At 44.8% G+C, this 17,450-nt stretch carries 15 protein-coding genes; 5 read left to right on the top strand and 10 right to left on the bottom strand.

The window, feature by feature from the left end; genetic code table 11:
* Positions 1-174 precede the first annotated feature (174 nt).
* Positions 175-1,164, top strand: coding sequence for a hypothetical protein (locus ACFS5N_RS10910; protein ID WP_377185240.1), 990 nt, complete (start codon positions 175-177; stop codon positions 1,162-1,164).
* Here ACFS5N_RS10910 and ACFS5N_RS10905 read toward each other — a convergent pair.
* From ACFS5N_RS10905 to ACFS5N_RS10890, 4 genes are read right to left on the bottom strand one after another with little or no spacing between them, the layout of a single operon-like run.
* Positions 1,133-1,765, bottom strand: a complete 633-nt coding sequence (locus ACFS5N_RS10905) for a rhomboid family intramembrane serine protease (protein ID WP_377185238.1) — start codon at positions 1,763-1,765, stop codon at positions 1,133-1,135. The two genes, ACFS5N_RS10910 and ACFS5N_RS10905, sit on opposite strands and share 32 nt — an antisense overlap.
* A complete protein-coding gene (locus tag ACFS5N_RS10900; RefSeq protein WP_377185236.1) occupies positions 1,762-3,507 on the bottom strand; it encodes a M14 family zinc carboxypeptidase in 1,746 nt (581 codons plus the stop codon). Before ACFS5N_RS10900 ends, ACFS5N_RS10905 begins: the two co-directional genes overlap by 4 nt.
* A gap of 36 nt (positions 3,508-3,543) precedes the next feature.
* A complete protein-coding gene (locus ACFS5N_RS10895) occupies positions 3,544-3,903 on the bottom strand; it encodes an MmcQ/YjbR family DNA-binding protein (protein ID WP_377185234.1) in 360 nt (119 codons plus the stop codon).
* Complete coding sequence (locus ACFS5N_RS10890) at positions 3,904-4,629, bottom strand: hypothetical protein (RefSeq protein WP_377185232.1); 726 nt, start codon at positions 4,627-4,629, stop codon at positions 3,904-3,906.
* 70 nt (positions 4,630-4,699) lie between these two features.
* Between ACFS5N_RS10890 and pepT the strand changes: the two genes are divergently transcribed.
* Positions 4,700-5,953, top strand: a complete 1,254-nt coding sequence (gene pepT, locus ACFS5N_RS10885) for a peptidase T (RefSeq protein ID WP_377185230.1) — start codon at positions 4,700-4,702, stop codon at positions 5,951-5,953.
* A 6-nt stretch (positions 5,954-5,959) separates the two neighbouring features.
* On the opposite strand, the gene ACFS5N_RS10880 is transcribed toward pepT, so the two are convergent.
* Positions 5,960-7,546: a carboxypeptidase-like regulatory domain-containing protein gene (locus tag ACFS5N_RS10880; protein ID WP_377185228.1), complete on the bottom strand. Its 1,587-nt coding sequence runs from the start codon at positions 7,544-7,546 to the stop codon at positions 5,960-5,962.
* Positions 7,536-8,105 (bottom strand): RNA polymerase sigma factor, encoded by a 570-nt coding sequence (locus ACFS5N_RS10875; protein WP_377185226.1) that lies wholly within the window; start codon positions 8,103-8,105, stop codon positions 7,536-7,538. The genes ACFS5N_RS10880 and ACFS5N_RS10875 overlap by 11 nt, the downstream gene beginning before the upstream one ends.
* Positions 8,106-8,201: 96 nt before the next feature.
* Here ACFS5N_RS10875 and ACFS5N_RS10870 point away from each other — a divergent pair, with 96 nt between their 5' ends.
* Entirely contained in the window at positions 8,202-10,274 is a 2,073-nt protein-coding gene (locus ACFS5N_RS10870) for a vWA domain-containing protein (protein ID WP_377185224.1), read from the top strand.
* Between the two features lie 158 nt (positions 10,275-10,432).
* Here the strand turns inward: ACFS5N_RS10870 and ACFS5N_RS10865 are convergent, their stop codons facing one another.
* The 3 genes from ACFS5N_RS10865 to ACFS5N_RS10855 form a co-directional block, all read right to left on the bottom strand.
* The gene (locus ACFS5N_RS10865) at positions 10,433-11,224 is read right to left on the bottom strand and encodes a succinate dehydrogenase/fumarate reductase iron-sulfur subunit (protein ID WP_377185222.1); all 792 of its coding nucleotides are present in this window, start codon (positions 11,222-11,224) and stop codon (positions 10,433-10,435) included.
* Positions 11,225-11,359: 135 nt separating this feature from the next.
* Entirely contained in the window at positions 11,360-13,294 is a 1,935-nt protein-coding gene (locus ACFS5N_RS10860) for a fumarate reductase/succinate dehydrogenase flavoprotein subunit (RefSeq protein ID WP_377185220.1), read from the bottom strand.
* 99 nt (positions 13,295-13,393) lie between these two features.
* The gene (locus ACFS5N_RS10855) at positions 13,394-14,170 is read right to left on the bottom strand and encodes a succinate dehydrogenase cytochrome b subunit (protein WP_377185218.1); all 777 of its coding nucleotides are present in this window, start codon (positions 14,168-14,170) and stop codon (positions 13,394-13,396) included.
* 206 nt (positions 14,171-14,376) lie between these two features.
* On the opposite strand from ACFS5N_RS10855, the gene ACFS5N_RS10850 reads away from it, so the two are divergent.
* Positions 14,377-15,519 (top strand): TlpA family protein disulfide reductase, encoded by a 1,143-nt coding sequence (locus ACFS5N_RS10850; protein ID WP_377185216.1) that lies wholly within the window; start codon positions 14,377-14,379, stop codon positions 15,517-15,519.
* 106 nt (positions 15,520-15,625) lie between these two features.
* The gene (locus ACFS5N_RS10845) at positions 15,626-16,774 is read left to right on the top strand and encodes a TlpA family protein disulfide reductase (RefSeq protein WP_377185214.1); all 1,149 of its coding nucleotides are present in this window, start codon (positions 15,626-15,628) and stop codon (positions 16,772-16,774) included.
* On the opposite strand, the gene pdeM is transcribed toward ACFS5N_RS10845, so the two are convergent.
* A complete protein-coding gene (pdeM, locus tag ACFS5N_RS10840) occupies positions 16,764-17,429 on the bottom strand; it encodes a ligase-associated DNA damage response endonuclease PdeM (protein ID WP_377185212.1) in 666 nt (221 codons plus the stop codon). The genes ACFS5N_RS10845 and pdeM overlap by 11 nt on opposite strands.
* Between the last annotated feature and the right edge of the window lie 21 nt (positions 17,430-17,450).

The raw sequence follows: 17,450 nt of genomic DNA, 5'->3' as shown, positions 1-17,450 counted from the left end.
AAGTATAACGGTGAGGACTCACTCCGACATTGCTGCGCTCGTCGACCCTCTCTTCCGCGGGCGGGACAGAAGATTGCGAAAAAAGAAAAACAGACCCTCTTTCCGCCGCAGGCGAAGAGAGGGTGGTCTGGCGAAGCGCAGGCCGGGCGAGTCTACGCGTTCAATAAATACAATATGCCAGTAACACCATACGAGCCCTTTAAGGGGGCCAACTTTAGTAATAAATACTGTTTCCTGACCGGAGCAACGCTTAACAGCCCTGAAGAAACCATCCAGGTTTTTCCGCAATGGCTAATGAGCATGTACGAATTGGAAGAAAAGCCCTTTAAAATGCTTGATGAAAGTATGGCTACCTATAAAGATATCAAAATGCCCTGCTCGGCGGCGGTAAATGAGGCATATCTGGAACCATTAGAGAATGAAATTGCGCAAGCTTTCAACTCGGGCTATGATGCTTTAAAAGCTGTAGACGAACTGAAACTTTTCCAATGGGCGGGCAAATTGTTGTACGGGATTATTTTCAATGAGATACAAGCCGGCATACGCCAGCAACATGCGGCAGGCGAGGAGTTTAATATCTCGCAGTCTATCATCCATAAATTTAGCAACCTGCACCTGATGCTGCAAACGCTGAATCTGCCCATCATTTTGGATGATTTTACACCTTACAGCGTCTTTTTATTTAGGGTGGATAATAACGACCAGGAGTTTGGCTATCGCGATGAGATCAATACACTGACCTTTTCATTACGCATCAAAGATTTCGGACTGATCATCTGTTTCCAGGACAACGGCTCAAACAAGCAATATCACAAAGAGATTTTAAATAAAATAGGGAACAATACGCTGCACCCCATACAGTTTGAAGAGTTTAGCGGGCGGGTGTTTTACTCGGCCTATTTGTTTAACCGTTTGCCTGAGTACACTCTGCTACCGGTTAATGAAGAACTTTATATTGAAGCCGAACCGCTGCGCGGAATGAGCAGCAAACCGCTGTTTGACGACTGGCTCAACAAAATATACGGTCAGGTGCTTGAAAACTTCTGGAAAAACTGGGGCTTTTTGTTGCTCGAAATCATCAAAAACCCCGAAGAGCCTATGAGCTTTTTATTTGATGCCGATGGTAACTTTATCAATGCAGCAACGATCGCACTCCCTCGCTAACCTGGTGTATAAACATGGGTGCAACACCGGGGTTTAAAATGAGCGTGATGCCTATGCCGCAGAATGCGCCGAATAAGTGCGCATCATGGTTGATATTGTCGCGCGCATGTTTTGAGGCAAAGTGGCAATAAACCAGATAAATCACGCCAAAGACAATAGCGGGTATTTGAAACGGCAAAGGCAAGATCAGCATCATAGCCATTGGGGCGTACATAATAAAGCTGAACACCACCGCGCTGATGGCGCCCGATGCACCGAGACTGTAATAGTTCCAATCATTTTTATGTTTAACAAGCGATGGCAGGTCACTAACTATCAGGCTAACCACATACAATAGCCCAAACTGCCAGTGCCCGATGATCTGTTCAAGCATAAAAGCGAAGCTGTAAAATGATATCATGTTAAATGCCAGGTGCATGTAATCATGATGAATAAGACCGCTGGTAATGAAGGTATGAACTTTCTCCCTGCGATAAACGCTGTAAGGATGAAACATCATTTTACCAAACCAATCAGGGTTACTGAAGGCCATGATAGAAGTAAACAACGTTATAGCAAATATAAAACAGGCAATAGGCGCCTGGTGCAGTATTTCAATCATTTCAAGTCGAGTTTAGCGTCCGTTAACAAACGGGCTACCGGGTAACGAAGATAGGTTTTTTCGAAATAGGGCGAATTGCGATACACGAAATTTAACTGCGCCGATGCACTTTTAGCCAATACAGGGTCCTTGGCCCTGGCATCTTCCAGTTTTTGACGTAGTTCGGGCTGTTTCTTCAGTAGCCCGGCAGCTACATCCTCAAACACATAAGCCGAATAGTATTCCTTTTCGTCAAATATCGAATCAAAAAAGTTCCAGGCAAAGTAGGAGTCCACGCCCTGCGGCTCCAGCGTCTCCACAATAAAACGGTTAAGCGGCTGGTTAACGTAAACCACATAATCGCCGGCATAAAACTTAATTTTCATATCTGCAGGGTTAAGCTTAACATTACTGTGCAGATAATGTCCCTCGTAAGGCCTGTTAGGTGTCTTTGAATCGGCGATATAATACATCTGCACATCCAAGGTCGTATCATGAGCTAAAGGGCGCATAGCCACTTTGTTAAGTTTATATAGCTCGATCACCTTACCCCAGGCCTGCGGAATAATGTAAGCTACCGGCTTCTCGACGCTTATCGTCGGTAAATAATTATCATAGTATTTGATAGGCTTGGTGTACGGCTTGCTGCGGTCGTAATACAGGCGGGGCATTCCGCTCACTTCGCTGGTTTTATAGCCCGCTGTAAAACCGTTGAACATCAGTGTGTCGTAATGCTGCATATCAGGTTTCCAGCCTAAAGCGAAAGTTTTTTGAGCGCTTACTTGGGCATCCGCTTTGGCTTTAACTTCGCCTATCAGTTTGGCGTCGCGCTCCACAATATCAACAAGGGCCTGCATAAAATCATAGGTCGCGTAAACGCGTTTGTCAAATGCTTTAAGCATGTGCGTTTCGGTAATATAGCTGATAATGTTATGTTGCGATGTATAGCCGGTGGCAAAACGCGGTGTTTCTAAAAAGCTTACAATGCCAGAGTCGGGCGTGTTATCCTCAGCCTCAACATAAGGCGTCATCTCAAAGCCGCTCTTCTTCATGCGGCGGTATAGCTCAGGCGATAATTTCTCAGATGTATACTTAGCCAGCGTTGGGTTTTGTTTGTCTTTTTGCGTCTCGATCAGCGTCATCACATATTGGTAATCAGCGCCGTCGCTGGTATGGTTGTCTAAAAAAACTTCAGGCTGCCAGGTGTTGATGATGGTTTCAAGCGCCCAGGTATTGCGGCTATCGGCTTTAATAAAATCCCGGTTTAGGTCCAGGTTGCGCGAGTTACCACGAAAACCGTATGAGGTTGGTCCGTTTTGATTAATGCGGCTTACGCCCCGGTTAAAACTACCGTCGATGTTGTATAATGCGACAATACAGATCACTACATCTTTAGGCAGGCCTCTCTTTTTTAGTAAATCGCGGGCAAACATCATACTGGCGTCAATGCCCTCCGGCTCGCCGGGGTGAATGCCGTTGTTAATAAGCAATACGCGTTTATGTTGTTTTTTGGCTGCCGCCGGATCAAAGATCCTGTCTCTCGACAAAACCACCAGCGTCAATGGCTTGCCAATATCAGTAATGCCATAGTTGATTAGTTTCATCTGCGAATTAGTTTTCGCCAATGCTGTATAATAGCTGATAACCTGGCTGTAAGTAGCCGTATAATTTTTATCCTTACTTAACTCAAAAGGGGTTAACTGGGCCCGGGCCATACTAACAGAAAAGCAGGCGGCTAAACCGAGCATCATTTTTTTCATCATACCAAACGGGCAAAAACAGATGGTTAAGATAGCGAATTATTCAGACGCGGTATTGATCTCGGCCTGGGTTTTTTTAGGCAGCCCCTTTACCACCTCACTGTACGAGTGGTCAATCATATCGAGTAGCTGCCGGCGGGTAAGGGTGCCGTCCATATATACAGTGTTCCACATTTTTTTGTTCATGTGGTAGCCCGGCTGCACTTCCGGGTGGCGCTCACGCAGTTCCTGGGCCAGTTCAGGGTCGCACTTTACGTTGAAGCGATTAGCTTCTTCCAGGCCTATCAGCAAAAACAACTTACCGGCAACTTTAAAAACCAGCGTTTCTTCTCCAAAGGGAAACCCCTCGGTTACGGCCGGTTTTTGCAGGCAATAATCGCGCAGTTCTTCAATATTCACTTAATTAATTCTTTTGGTATAAGGAACAGAATCGCCAAAATTAACTTTCAGCCCCACCTGCAGCAAACCATATTGATCGGGCGAGTTGTTTTTGAAAACACTAGGCGGGTCTCTGTACCCATCAAGTTCCTCATTAAAGGTAATGGTATGTACATATTGTATATTGAGCCCGATGAACGGCTCGCCATAAGTATTATAAATTTTAAATTCGTACCCAAAACGGATAGGCACTGCAAAACTAAGGCTTTTGTCTTTGCCGGGGTAACGGTAAGTAAGCAGCGGGTATTGATAAGTTACCAGGTTATAGCGCTGTATAAATTTCATATTATTAGCAATAACCCCAAAGCCGGTGCCTATATAAAAATCTTTAACAATGCTGCCAAATACACTACCCTCATAATCTAATATTTCACCCAACGAATAATCGCCGTGAACAAAAACAGCTTTATACTGATTGTCAAACTGGCGCTTACTCGGGTCGGTAACGATACTGCCGCCCGATAGGTCGCCTGTTTGAACTTCAAGCCCCAGCGGTACGTAAGGTGTTAGGTTATAATAAACAGCCGCACCAAATGACTTGCCCTGATTGGCTTGTCTCAGATCGACAAAAGGGCGATTTACTCCACCAAAAACGCCAAGGCCCCAATGCGAGTAATTGTAACTATCCTGGGCATTTGCTGTGGCTACGGCAATAACTAACGTGATAAAAAGTATAAGCTTTCTCAAAAATTAAATATTAAGCAATCCCTACAAGTGTTACTTTAGTTAAATATATTGAAATAACGTTGTAAATATAATGAACTTTAATTTGACTACCGATTTTACTGTTACAGAGCGCTTTTTGCGTTACGTAAGTATAGATACGCAATCAGACCCGGCCTCGAAAACGCAGCCTTCAACCGCAAAACAAAAAAACCTGGGCAACTTGTTAGTTAAAGAGCTTTTAGAAATGGGCGTTGCCGATGCTCACCTGGACGAGTTTGGCTATGTTTATGCCACCGTGCCGGCCAATACCGCTAAACCCAATATCCCGGTGATTTGCTTTTGCTCACATATGGACACCTCGCCCGACTGCAGCGGCGAAAATGTTAAACCCATTATCCACAAAAATTATGATGGGTCTGACCTGGTTTTACCCGATGACCAGACGCAGGTACTACGTATACATGAGCATCCTGATTTAAAAAACCAGCTGGGTAATGACATCATCACAGCGAGCGGCACTACTTTGCTGGGAGCTGATAATAAAGCCGGAGTAGCCGAAATCATGGATGCCTGTTATCAGCTGATCAATAATCCACAAATTAAGCATGGCAATATCAGAATATTGTTTACACCTGATGAAGAAATTGGCAGAGGCGTAGATAAAGTTGATATTAAAAAACTGGGTGCTTATGCAGGTTATACCATCGATGGTGAAAGCGCCGGCAATATGGAGAACGAAACCTTTAGCGCGGATGGCGCCCGGCTAATCATTAACGGCGTAAGCTCGCACCCCGGCTTTGCCAAAGGTAAGATGGAGAGCGCTATTAAAATAGCCGCTATTATTGTTGCTATGTTGCCCTTTGACAAGTCGCCGGAAAATACGGAGGGCATGGAAGGCTTTATACATCCTGTAGGCATAAACGGCCATGTAGAGCAAGCCACCATTGATTTCATTCTCCGCGATTTTGAGGCAGAAAATCTGGAAAGATATGCCAATGAGCTTCGCCGTATTGCTGATGAAGTTTTGGAGGATTTTCCCGGCTCTACATACGAATTGAAAGTGAGCGAACAGTACCGTAACATGAAACAAAAGCTTGACGAGCATCCGGAAATTGTAGCGTACGGTATGGAAGCTATCAATCGCGCAGGCATGAACGCTAAGCTATGCAGCATCCGCGGCGGTACCGACGGCTCGCGATTATCATTCATGGGCCTGCCTTGCCCCAATATTTTTGCCGGCGAGCACGCTTTTCATGGCAAGCAAGAGTGGGTATCAGTTCAAGACATGCAAAAAGCTGTAATGACCATTTTGCACCTGAGCGCTATTTGGGAAGAAAATGCTTAACCAGGCTTACTTAAGATTATTGCATTTATTAAACTCGTACCAGTGCAGCCAGCGCTCTTTGTTTTGGGCAAACACTTTTAAATCGGCATAGCCATAAGCGGTTTTGTCGGCTGTTATAGTGGTTGGGGCTCGTTTGGCGATAAACTTCAGGGCGCGTAAAAACCTGCCGTCCCGTACGGTAGTAACCGAGTCGCCGTTGGCATGCTCGGTTACATACCGCTCTGCAATGGCTATTTTACTAAAGAAACGTTTTTTAAATCTTAAGTTCTCCTTGCACTCTTTACCCGTTATAATATATGATGCGCCGGTAGTTTGGTCGCGTGTGCGTTTAACGTAGCCGCGTATACTTACCTCGGCCAGTGCCTGTGAACCGGGTTTTAGCTTAACATCAAGCTTTGATTGCCCGGGTTTCACCATGATATTTTGCGCCTGATATCCCAAACCTGTAACCAGCATAGCGGTATCCCGGTTAACCAGGACATGATACCTGCCATTAGCATCGGTAGTGGTTGTAGCGGCGTTTGCACCGTGAATGGTAACACCAGCTAAAGGCTTACCCGCCGTATCGGTTATTTTACCTGATATTAGATGGTCAGATAAGTCCGGAGCGGCTGATAACCCTTTGATATTAACCGAGCCGCGCATACCAGGTGCACCGATATTGTTTTGAATATTTAACCCGGCTACTTTGCCCTGTAATAATTGTTCCTGTGTACCTACCGGATTGTCCTGAACCTCTTTGCTGGTAATAATATAACTATCGTTTTTAGGCCGGTTTATTTTAACATAACCTCTTATTACGGAGTCGGGCGGTATCTTAGCCTGTACTTTGCCAAAATAATCGTCCCCGTTAATACGCGGGTTTTTGCTTGACCTGGCAACTGCCAGGTTGGTATTAAGATATCTGGCTGCATTGGTGTCTTTGCCCTTGTGTAAATTAGCATTGCCATAGACGCCTTTAGTTTGATTAATTGAAGCCGATTGATAAGCGTAATCCTGTTTAACCTGAGCTTTTTCCAGCTCCTGTAACGACCTGTTTTTCAAAGCCGATTTAACATCGCCACCCACTTCTCTTACGGCAACCAAATTATTTTTTGCAGGGCCGCTGTTATTGGTATCAATCGGTTTAATTTCTGTTTTTGACGATGATTGAATATATGCCGGATGATTTTTGGCCAAGTGTTCGACACTATCAACCGGTTTCTTTATAAGACCAGGGGCCGATGTTTTAACCTGGTTTTTAATAACCGGCGTTTGATGTTTAACGTTCGAAAAGTTATGGATAGGTTGTTGGGTAGGTGTTTCAAATAGCCAGTAACCACCTATTAATAACAGTAAACAAGCCGCGATTGGTAAAACACGCCACAATAAAACATTACGTTCTTTTTTCTTTACAACGCGATTGGCCAAACGGGTTTTTAGCTCGTCCAAGTTGGCGCTTTGATCAGTACCGATGATTTCAAAACCGTCAAGTGCATCCATCAAAAACGGGTCGTCCTGGGTGTTACGCTCCAGCTCATACATGGCCCGCGCGTCAAGCTTACCCTTCAGGTAGTTGTTAATTTGCGATATGTCGTTTCTATTAGTGCTCACGGTTCTTCTCCAAACATATTTTTAAGTTGCGTTTACCATTCTGGATATAGCTTTTCACCTCATTCAGCGTATATCCGGTGTCGTCGGCTATTTCTTTATAGCATTTCTCGTCAATGTAAAATAGTTGTATGCTTAATTTCTGCGCCGTGGGTAATTTCTCCTTACACCGCTCCAACTGCTGTATGTCGCCCTCTTTTTCTTCATAATGATGCGCCTCGTCAGCAAATTCCATAAAATCGGGCATTGATTCTGTTTGCAGCTTTTTGCCGGCACGCAGTTGCATCAAACAAAAATTACGGCACACCACGTGCAGCCAGCTTTTAAAGTTTTTTACCTCGTGGCGGCGGGCTTTATCAATCAGCTCCTCAAATAGTTGCATTACGGCGTCTTTGCTCTGCTCTTCGTCACGCAAATATTTCAGACAGACTCCATAAATCAGGTGCATGTATTTTTCATAAAGGGTAGCCAGGGTGCCAAGGTTGCCCGTTTGCTTATACTCCAGCAACAGCCGGTCGTCGGTCAGGTCAATAAGGTTAGACTGGCTTTTTAAGAAGTTCATGCAGTGCAAACAAAATAATTTTTTTCGACGATTTATGGAAATCATACTAATGATGCATCATACTCCCAAAATCCATAAATCTTTAAAAAATAAATTATGAAAAGGTATTTGATTTTGCTGGCAGCGCTTATAAGTGTTTGCGGCATAGCAACATCGGCCACAAAAACAGCCGCAGTAATTAACAGCAAACCAATTAAATATGTAACGGTTAAAGGTACCGTAACCGACACGGCAAACAACCCCATAAACGGTGTAAGTGTTGGCATAGCAGGCAAAACTTTTGCGCGCACCGCATTTAATGGTTGCTATACCATCAGGGTCAAAGACGGCGAGGCACTTACTTTTGTAGCCATAGGTTATATCAATCAAACCATTAAACTTAAACACGGGCAATCAGAGCTTAATGTTTGCATGCACAGCTACACCCAGCCATTAAACGAGGTTGTAGTTCGCGGCTACATTAAACGCTCCCGTGACCAAACTACCGGCGCCTCATACATCATCACCGGCAAAGAAGTTCAGGATAACCCGGTGGCAACCGTGCCGCAGTTATTGCAGGGCAAAGTAGCAGGCTTGAATATTCGTAATAATACAGGTGCGCCAGGTGTGCGAGGCACCGCTAATATCAGAGGGATGTCCGTTAGCCCGGTTTATGGAAAATCGGCATCTGTTAACCAGGTACAAGGCTTGCGATATCCATCTTCATACGCCTTTTCGATGCCATCTAACGAATCGTATGTGGAGCTTAATGAAAACTCATTTTATAACCCATTAGAAAACCCGCTGTCAACCTTTTCTACCGATGTTGACGCGGCATCATACGCCAACGTGCGCCGCTTTATTAACAATGGCCAGCTGCCGCCTAAAGACGCTGTACGTATTGAAGAACTAATCAATTATTTTAAATATAACCTGCCTGAACCTGACCATGGCGACCCGGTGGCTATTCAAACTGAATTGGCAACCGCCCCGTGGAACCCTAAACATCAGCTGGTAAACATCGGCCTGAAAGCCAAAAATGTTGAAGCTGATAAACTGCCGCCATCTAACCTGGTGTTTTTAATTGATGTTTCAGGGTCAATGATGGAACCTAACAAGTTGCCACTGGTAAAAACATCGCTCAAAATGCTGGTGGACCAGTTAAGGCCAATTGATAACGTGGCTATTGTGACCTATGCGGGTTATGTAAGTACTCCGCTTGAATCTACTAAGGCCAACGACAAACAAAAGATCAAGGACGCTATTGACGGACTAGGTGCCGGCGGCAGTACCGCCGGGGCCGCAGGCATTCTAATGGCCTATAAAATTGCCAGGGACAACTTTATTAAGCATGGCAACAACCGCATTATTTTAGCTACCGACGGCGATTTTAATGTAGGCCCGTCAAGCGATAAAGACATAGAGCAAATTATAGCCGAAGAAAGCAAAAGCAAAGTGAGCCTGTCAATATTGGGCTTTGGCATGGGTAATTTTAAAGACAGTAAAATGGAACTGCTGGCTGATAAGGGACATGGTAATTATGCCTATATTGATAACATTACCGAAGCCACCAAAGCAATGGTGAACGAATTTGGCGGTACATTATTTACCGTTGCTAAGGACGTAAAGTTGCAGGTGGAGTTTAACCCCGCTAAAGTTCAAGCCTATCGATTGCTGGGTTATGAGGACAGATTAATGGCTAAGGAAGATTTTAACAACGACAATAAAATGGGCGGCGATATGGGCGTGGGCCATACGGTAACCGCACTTTATGAAATTATTCCGGCTGGTTTAAAAGATGATGATATGATGGGCAGTGTCGATCCGTTGAAATATCAGAAAACGACCGAAAACAAAGCTATCAACAACTCGCCAGAGATTATGACCATTAAATTCAGGTACAAAAATCCGGAGTCTGACAGAAGCAAAATGGAGCAGGTTGCGGTTGCCGGCGGGGCGATGCAAACTGACAAAGCGTCGGATGACTTCAGATTTGCTGCCGCCGTAGCTGAGTTTGGCCTGTTGCTGCGCGATTCGCAATACAAGCAAAATGCCAAATACGAGCAGGTGATCGCGTTAGCAAAAAGCGCAAAAGGTAAGGACGATGAAGGCTACCGCGCCGAGTTTATCCGTTTGGCTGAAAGTGCGATGAATATGGCCAAGAGTGGGACGGTGAGTGCGGCTAGATAGTTGGAACGCCTACGAGTCATCCTAAACTTGTGACCCTGGGGTTATAATAAAGGCCCGGATGATCGTCCGGGCCTTTTATTTGCAGAGACGCGATGCTTCACGTCTTAAACATTATGCACATGAGACGCGAAGCATCGCGTCCCTACAATAAATATATTTTATGCAGCACCGCCACCATCATGTTCAATGGCCTGTTCTCTGAACAGTTTCGCGCTGAAAAAGTCGTTATTCATGCGGCTAATGTTGGTCAGCGTGATTTCTTTAGGGCACTCGGCCTCGCAGGCGCCTGTGTTGGTACAGCTGCCAAAGCCTTCGGCGTCCATTTGCGCCACCATTGCTTGTACGCGGCTCCAGCGTTCTGGCTGACCTTGCGGCAACATACCTAGTTGTGATATTTTAGCCGAAGTAAACAGCATAGCCGAAGCATTTTTGCAAGCGGCCACACATGCCCCGCAACCAATACAGGTAGCCGAGTTGAAAGCCTCGTCGGCAATAACTTTCGGGATTGGTATTACGTTGGCATCGGGTACACCACCGGTATTAACCGATACGTAACCACCGGCCTGCTGTATACGGTCAAAAGCAGAGCGATCAACCGCCAAATCTTTGATAACCGGGAAGGCCGCCGCACGCCATGGTTCGATAATAATGGTCTCGCCATCATGGAAGCTGCGCATATGCAGCTGGCAGGTGGTAATAGCACGTTTCGGTCCGTGAGGACGGCCATTAATGTATAATGAGCACATACCGCAAATGCCTTCGCGGCAGTCGTGATCAAAATGGATCGGCTCTTCGCCCTTTTTGGTCAAACTTTCGTTCACCACGTCAAGCATTTCCAGAAATGACATATCAGGCGAGATATTCTCAGCCTTGTAAGTCACCATTTTACCGCTGCTGTTAGCATCTTTTTGACGCCATACTTTCAGCGTCAGGTTCATATTTCCACTCATGTGTTTTAAGTTTTGAGTTGATTGGGTTGATTAAGTGAGTGGTTGTACACTTTACCTACCTGGTCAACTATTCACATATTATGTTTTGAGGCGATGGGATAACCTATTAGCTTAATCAACCCAATCAACCATTCCCTATTTATAACTTCTTTGCGAAGGATGAACAAATTCAAAGTTCAACGCTTCCTTGTGCAACTCTTCAGGTTGGTTATCGCCTTTATATTCCCAGGCGCCTACAAAGGCATAAACCTCGTCATTACGCAGGGCTTCACCTTCTTCAGTTTGCGATTCAAGGCGGAAGTGGCCACCGCATGATTCATTACGCATTAATGCATCATCAACCATGAGCTCGCCCAGTTCCAGGAAGTCGGCCACGCGGCCGGCTCTTTCCAATGAGTTGTTTACTTCGTCGTTTGCACCAACTACCAAAGCATTTTTCCAGAAATCTTCGCGCAGCTCTCTGATCAGGCCTTTAGCTTTAGTTAATCCTTCAGCGGTGCGGGCCATACCACAGTATTCCCACATAATGTGGCCCAGATCGCGATGGTATTCATTAACCGTTTTGGTGCCTTTAAGCGCCAATAGCTTTTCTATACGATCAGTTACGTCCTTCTTAGTTTGTGCGAACGCCGGATGATTTGTATCAACCGGTTTTGGGCCGATAGTAGCCAGATAATCGCCGATAGTGTATGGGATTACGAAGTAACCGTCGGCCAAACCCTGCATCAGGGCCGAAGCACCCAGGCGGTTAGCCCCGTGGTCTGAGAAGTTACACTCGCCCAAAGCATACAAGCCTGGTATATTGGTGCTCAGGTTATAGTCAACCCAAAGGCCGCCCATAGTATAATGTACCGCAGGGTAAATGCGCATGGGTTGGGTATAAGGGTCCTCATTGGTAATTTGATAATACATATCAAAAAGGTTGCCATACTTAGCCGATACAGTTTCTTTACCCAGGCGTTTAATCGCGTCAGCAAAATCCAAAAATACAGCGATACCTGAACCACCCACACCTCTGCCATCGTCAACCATTTCTTTGGCGTTACGTGAAGCCACGTCGCGCGGAACAAGGTTGCCGAATGACGGGTATTTACGCTCCAGAAAGTAATCTCTGTCAGCCTCAGCCACCTGCGCAGCAGTTAGCTGTTTAGTACGCAGTTTTTCTGCAACTTCCTTAGTTTTTGGCGCCCAAACACGTCCGTCATTACGTAACGACTCAGACATCAATGTCAATTTAGACTGATGGTCGCCAGTTACGGGGATACAGGTTGGGTGAATTTGGGTATAACAAGGGTTTGCAAAGAAAGCCCCGCGTTTGTGCGCGCGCCAGGCGGCCGTAACGTTTGATCCGATTGCATTGGTTGACAAATAGAATACGTTACCATACCCACCTGTACAAAGCAATACCGCATGGCCGCTGTGTGTTTCAATTTGCCCGTTAACCAGGTTACGGGTAACGATACCTTTTGCATGGCCGTCGATAGTCACCACGTCAAGCAACTCGGTACGTGTATACATTTTTACTTTGCCTTTGTGTATCTGACGGTTCAGGGCAGAATAAGCGCCTAATAATAATTGTTGCCCCGTTTGGCCCCGTGCATAAAATGTACGCGACACCTGCGAACCACCGAATGAACGGTTATCCAGCAAGCCGCCATACTCGCGGGCAAAAGGTACGCCCTGCGCCACGCATTGGTCTATAATGTTTACTGATACCTCAGCCAGGCGATAAACATTGGCTTCGCGGGCGCGATAGTCGCCCCCTTTAATAGTATCATAAAATAAACGGTAAACGCTGTCGCCGTCATTCTGATAATTTTTGGCAGCATTAATACCACCCTGTGCAGCGATAGAGTGTGCACGACGCGGGCTATCCTGAAAGCAAAATGCCTTAACGTTATAACCTAGCTCGGCCAGCGATGCTGCAGCCGACGCACCTGCCAAACCGGTACCCACCACAATGATGTCGTACTTACGTTTGTTGGCCGGGTTTACCAGCTTTAAGTTAAATTTATGCTTGCTCCATTTTTCGGCTAATGGGCCCTGCGGAATTTTAGCATCTAAACTCATTCTTATTTACGATTTTAGAATTTAGAGTTACGATTTAGAGATTTTTGAATTGACCGGCAATTCGTAATCCGTAAATCGTAATTCGTAAATCAATTTCAATTATCTACAGAAAAAATATACAATTGGCATCAGCGCAAATCCTACCGGAATAATCACGGCAAAAAGCCAGGTACCAATAAACTTAACAACCGGGCTGTATTTACGATGCGTCCAGCCCAGGGTTTGGAATGCACTCTGGAAACCATGCAGTAAATGGTATGATAAAGCAATCATTGCAATTACATAAATAATCACATACCAAATGTTATGAAAGCTGTTTGAAACTACAGCATGCAGATCTTTTACGCGGATGATCTCATGACCAAACTCATTAGTAACAGAGTGTTCAAAATCCGGGGTTTTAGGTGTATAGTCCATCGCCAGCGTTTCGTTGGTTGACAGATCTGTACTATACTGTTTAAAGCCTACGCTGTGTGTAAACTTGTATTTATACCAGAAGTCGCCCATGTGCACCACGATAAAGAAAAACAGGATAGCACCCAGCAGCCCCATATTTTTTGATGACCACGATGCCGGCGACTTTGGCTCAGAAGCGTATCTTACCGGGCGTGCTTTGCGGTTTTTAATGGTTAATATCAAACCATACAAAGCGTGTAACAGGATGCAGAAGTACAGCAGGTAGGCTATAACCTCAATAGGCGGAAAATGTGTCAGAAAGTTGGCATACACATTAAAGCCAAAACCTTCGTCGTCTTTAAAAAGAAACAGGTTACCCGCCAAGTGTACTATAATAAATGTACACAAAAACAAGCCTGTTAAAGCCATAAGCAGCTTCTTGCCCAGCGATGAGTTTAAGGTTTGTTTAAATTCGCTCATTATTTTAAAGTAAATGAAATTTCAGGCAAAAGTATCTATTAAAAGCCAAAAGATATAAATGGTTTCGGGTAATTGGCTGTCAATTGGTTATTTAGAAACAGTCTAAAAAAAATTCATATTCCTGTAAATTTTATTGTGGTTTTTGCACCTGCTTGTAAATGTGCTAATTTAGCAACCCAGAATAGCTGCAACTATTTAAAAATAACATGAAAAACTTCAACCTGATTTTACTTATCACCATATTTTTTGCCTCATGCAAAAGCAGCCAGGGTAATTTTACCATTACCGGCACTGCGCCGGGGGTTTTGTATGGCAACCTGCTCATTAAAGACCTGGCAGGCAACACCATGATTAGCTCAAGTATTGATAACGGTAAATTCAATATCAAAGATTATATCCGTGTCCCGGGGTTTTATAAAATGCAATACTCGTTCAAAGAAACCAAGGGCACAATGCGCGAGGTTGAGCTTTACCTTGAACAAGGAGACTATAATATAAAGATTGACCCGACAAAAATTAACGATTACCCGCAAGTTACTTCCTCATCGCAACTGCAAACCCAGCTATCTGAATATAATGCCATTAATGACACATTCAGGCATCAGTCCCGCGAAAAGGTATTGGCAATTAATAAACAGATCAAAGAGATCAATGACGCCGAAATCAAAACGATGGATCAGTTAAGCTCTATAAATAAATTGCAAAGCGAAGAAATGAAGTTTAATCAAAATGATGGTTTTCCGGCGTTTAAGGCTTTCATGGATAAATATCCCGACAACAGCATTGCGGCCCACATCATGAAATCGCTTGATTATCAAAACGATCCGGTTACTTATTATAAAATTTTCAGAGAATTCAGTTCGGCCGCCAAAAGCACAGATGATGGTAAAGAACTGGAAAGCAAGTTAAGTACGCTAAGCCAATTGGCGCCCGGCAGCCCAGCTCCTGATATAGCCGGCAATACCCCGGATGGCAAATCACTGAACTTTAAAGCACTGGACAGAAAGCTTATTCTGCTTGATTTTTGGCGTTCAAGCAATGGCTCAAGCAGAGATAATCATGCGCAAATCATTGCTCAGCTATTGCCCTTAACTAACAAGGGGCTGGGTGTTGTAAGCGTTTCATTTGATACCGATAAAGACAAATGGCTGGATGCTATTAAAAGAGACCGCATGAACTGGCCCCAGGTATCTGACCTGAAAGGCGATGACTCAGCTAACGGACCAACCTGGGGCATTAAAAGCATCCCGGCATATTACCTTATTGACGGGCAAGGCAAGATAGTGGCCCGCATCGCCGAGTTTGCAGATGTGCCTGATGCAGTAAACCAATATTTGAATAAGCATTAATCATACTATATTAAATTTATTTGTCATTTCAACCAAATAGAGAAAAGGCAACATTCGTTATTCCATAATTTATCTTTAATTTGGTGATACAATTTGCCTTATCACCATGAAATATTTTTACCTGCTACTAATTGCGCTGGTCTTCGCCAGTTGCTCCAATAATCAACTAAAAATTACCGGGACTACAGACGGGCTAGAGGAGGTTACCATGAGCTTAAAAGACGGCTCGGGCCAAACATTAACCGCGGTCAATGCCAAAGACGGCCGGTTTGAGCTGGAATGTAACCTAAACGGTGACGATTACGGTACGCTGACCTTATCACGCCCCGGGAAACCCGATATAATTACAGACCTTTATCTTGAACCCGGCGAGTATACAGTTGCTTATAATAGTGCCGATGTAGCCACAGCCGGTCAGGAAAAGTATCCTAAAATAGTATCTACATCAGCCATACAAAATCAGCTATCGGCTTATCATGCTACATATGAGCATATGGCTAAAGTGGCCGGGCGAAAAATAAGAGAGCTGGATGCTAAATATGTGCAAGAGCGAAAATCAAAGATTTGGGATGATAGCCTTACGGCCCTGGCCACTAAAACCGAAAAAGAACGGACCAAATTGCTGGATGTGGGCAGAATGGCTTTGGCTGACTTTGTTTCTAAAAACCCGGACAATCAAATTGCGGTACATATATTTCAGGATCTGAACTACGAGGCCGATCCGGTAGGTTATTACGTGCTTTTTTTGCAGTTAAGCCGTGAGCAGCAAAAAAGCGAAGAAGGTAAAGGCATTGGCGTAAAACTAAACGCCCTTATACACCTGGTGCCGGGTGCGCTGGCCCCCACCATCGTTGGGACAATGCCAGACGGCAAAAAACTCGACTTGAAAACGATGCATAAAAAGCTTATCCTGGTTGAGTTTTGGCGCGCCGCAAATTACCAAAGCCGCTTAAACCATCAGGAAATGATCAAGAAGCCCTGGAAAGCTTTTACCGATGGCCAACTTGGAATAACTAGTATTTCCTTCGACAAAAAACGCGATTGGTGGCTCGGCTCAATGCGCGACGACAAATTGACCTGGCCACAGGTGTCTGACCTGAAAGGTACCGACTCGCCAAACTTTGATAACTGGGCCATTAGCAGTTTCCCGGTTTATTATTTGTTAGATGGGAATGGCCGTATTGTGGAGCCCGATCTGCAATTTTCAGAGATACCTTTAGTTGTCGACCGGCATTTGAAAGCGGCTAAGCTATAGCCATTACCTTGTCTTTTAAAACGGCGAAAATCTTATCCGTCTCCAGGCTGCGTATAGCCACGCGGCCCGTAAACCGCCCAAACGATGGCAAAATAGCCTGACGTTTACCAAAAGCAAAACAAGGCAGGGTCAAGCTTTGCCGCCCCTTGCCGCGCAGGTTCACACCGGGATGTATGTGCCCGCAAAACACATAGCCATCTAGTTTTTCTAACTTCTCATCAGGTTGCGGGTGGTGCAGCATTAAAAACGGACCCATGGCCAGTTCATGATGTAGCTCGACATTGAGTTGCAGGTAATGGTCGTCGTGCACAATGTCATGGTTTCCGCGTATTAAAATAATCTGTAGTTTGGGGAACTGCAACCGCCAAAGCCTGAACCATTCCCAATCGGCATTCATATCGCTATGAAAAAGATCACCTAAAAATATGATTTTTTCAGGGCGGTGTTCATGGATCAGGTCAGACAGCACCGCCAGATCATCCTGCTCCATATCGCGCGGAACGGCAATACCCGCCTTTCTGAAATGGCCCACTTTACCTAAATGAACGTCGGCTGCTATCAAGGCTTTCTCCTCTTTCCAAAAAATCGCCTTTTGTGGTAATAATAAAAGATCTTGATTCAGTAAATTAAAAGGAGTAGCCGCACGCATCATCATAATGGGTACAAAACTACTAAA

The organism is Mucilaginibacter ximonensis (genome assembly GCF_042686265.1).
GTDB classification, from domain to species: Bacteria; Bacteroidota; Bacteroidia; order Sphingobacteriales; family Sphingobacteriaceae; genus Mucilaginibacter; species Mucilaginibacter ximonensis.
Note: the sequence above shows the minus strand (reverse complement) of the source record. Positions and strands in the feature narration are given on the sequence as shown.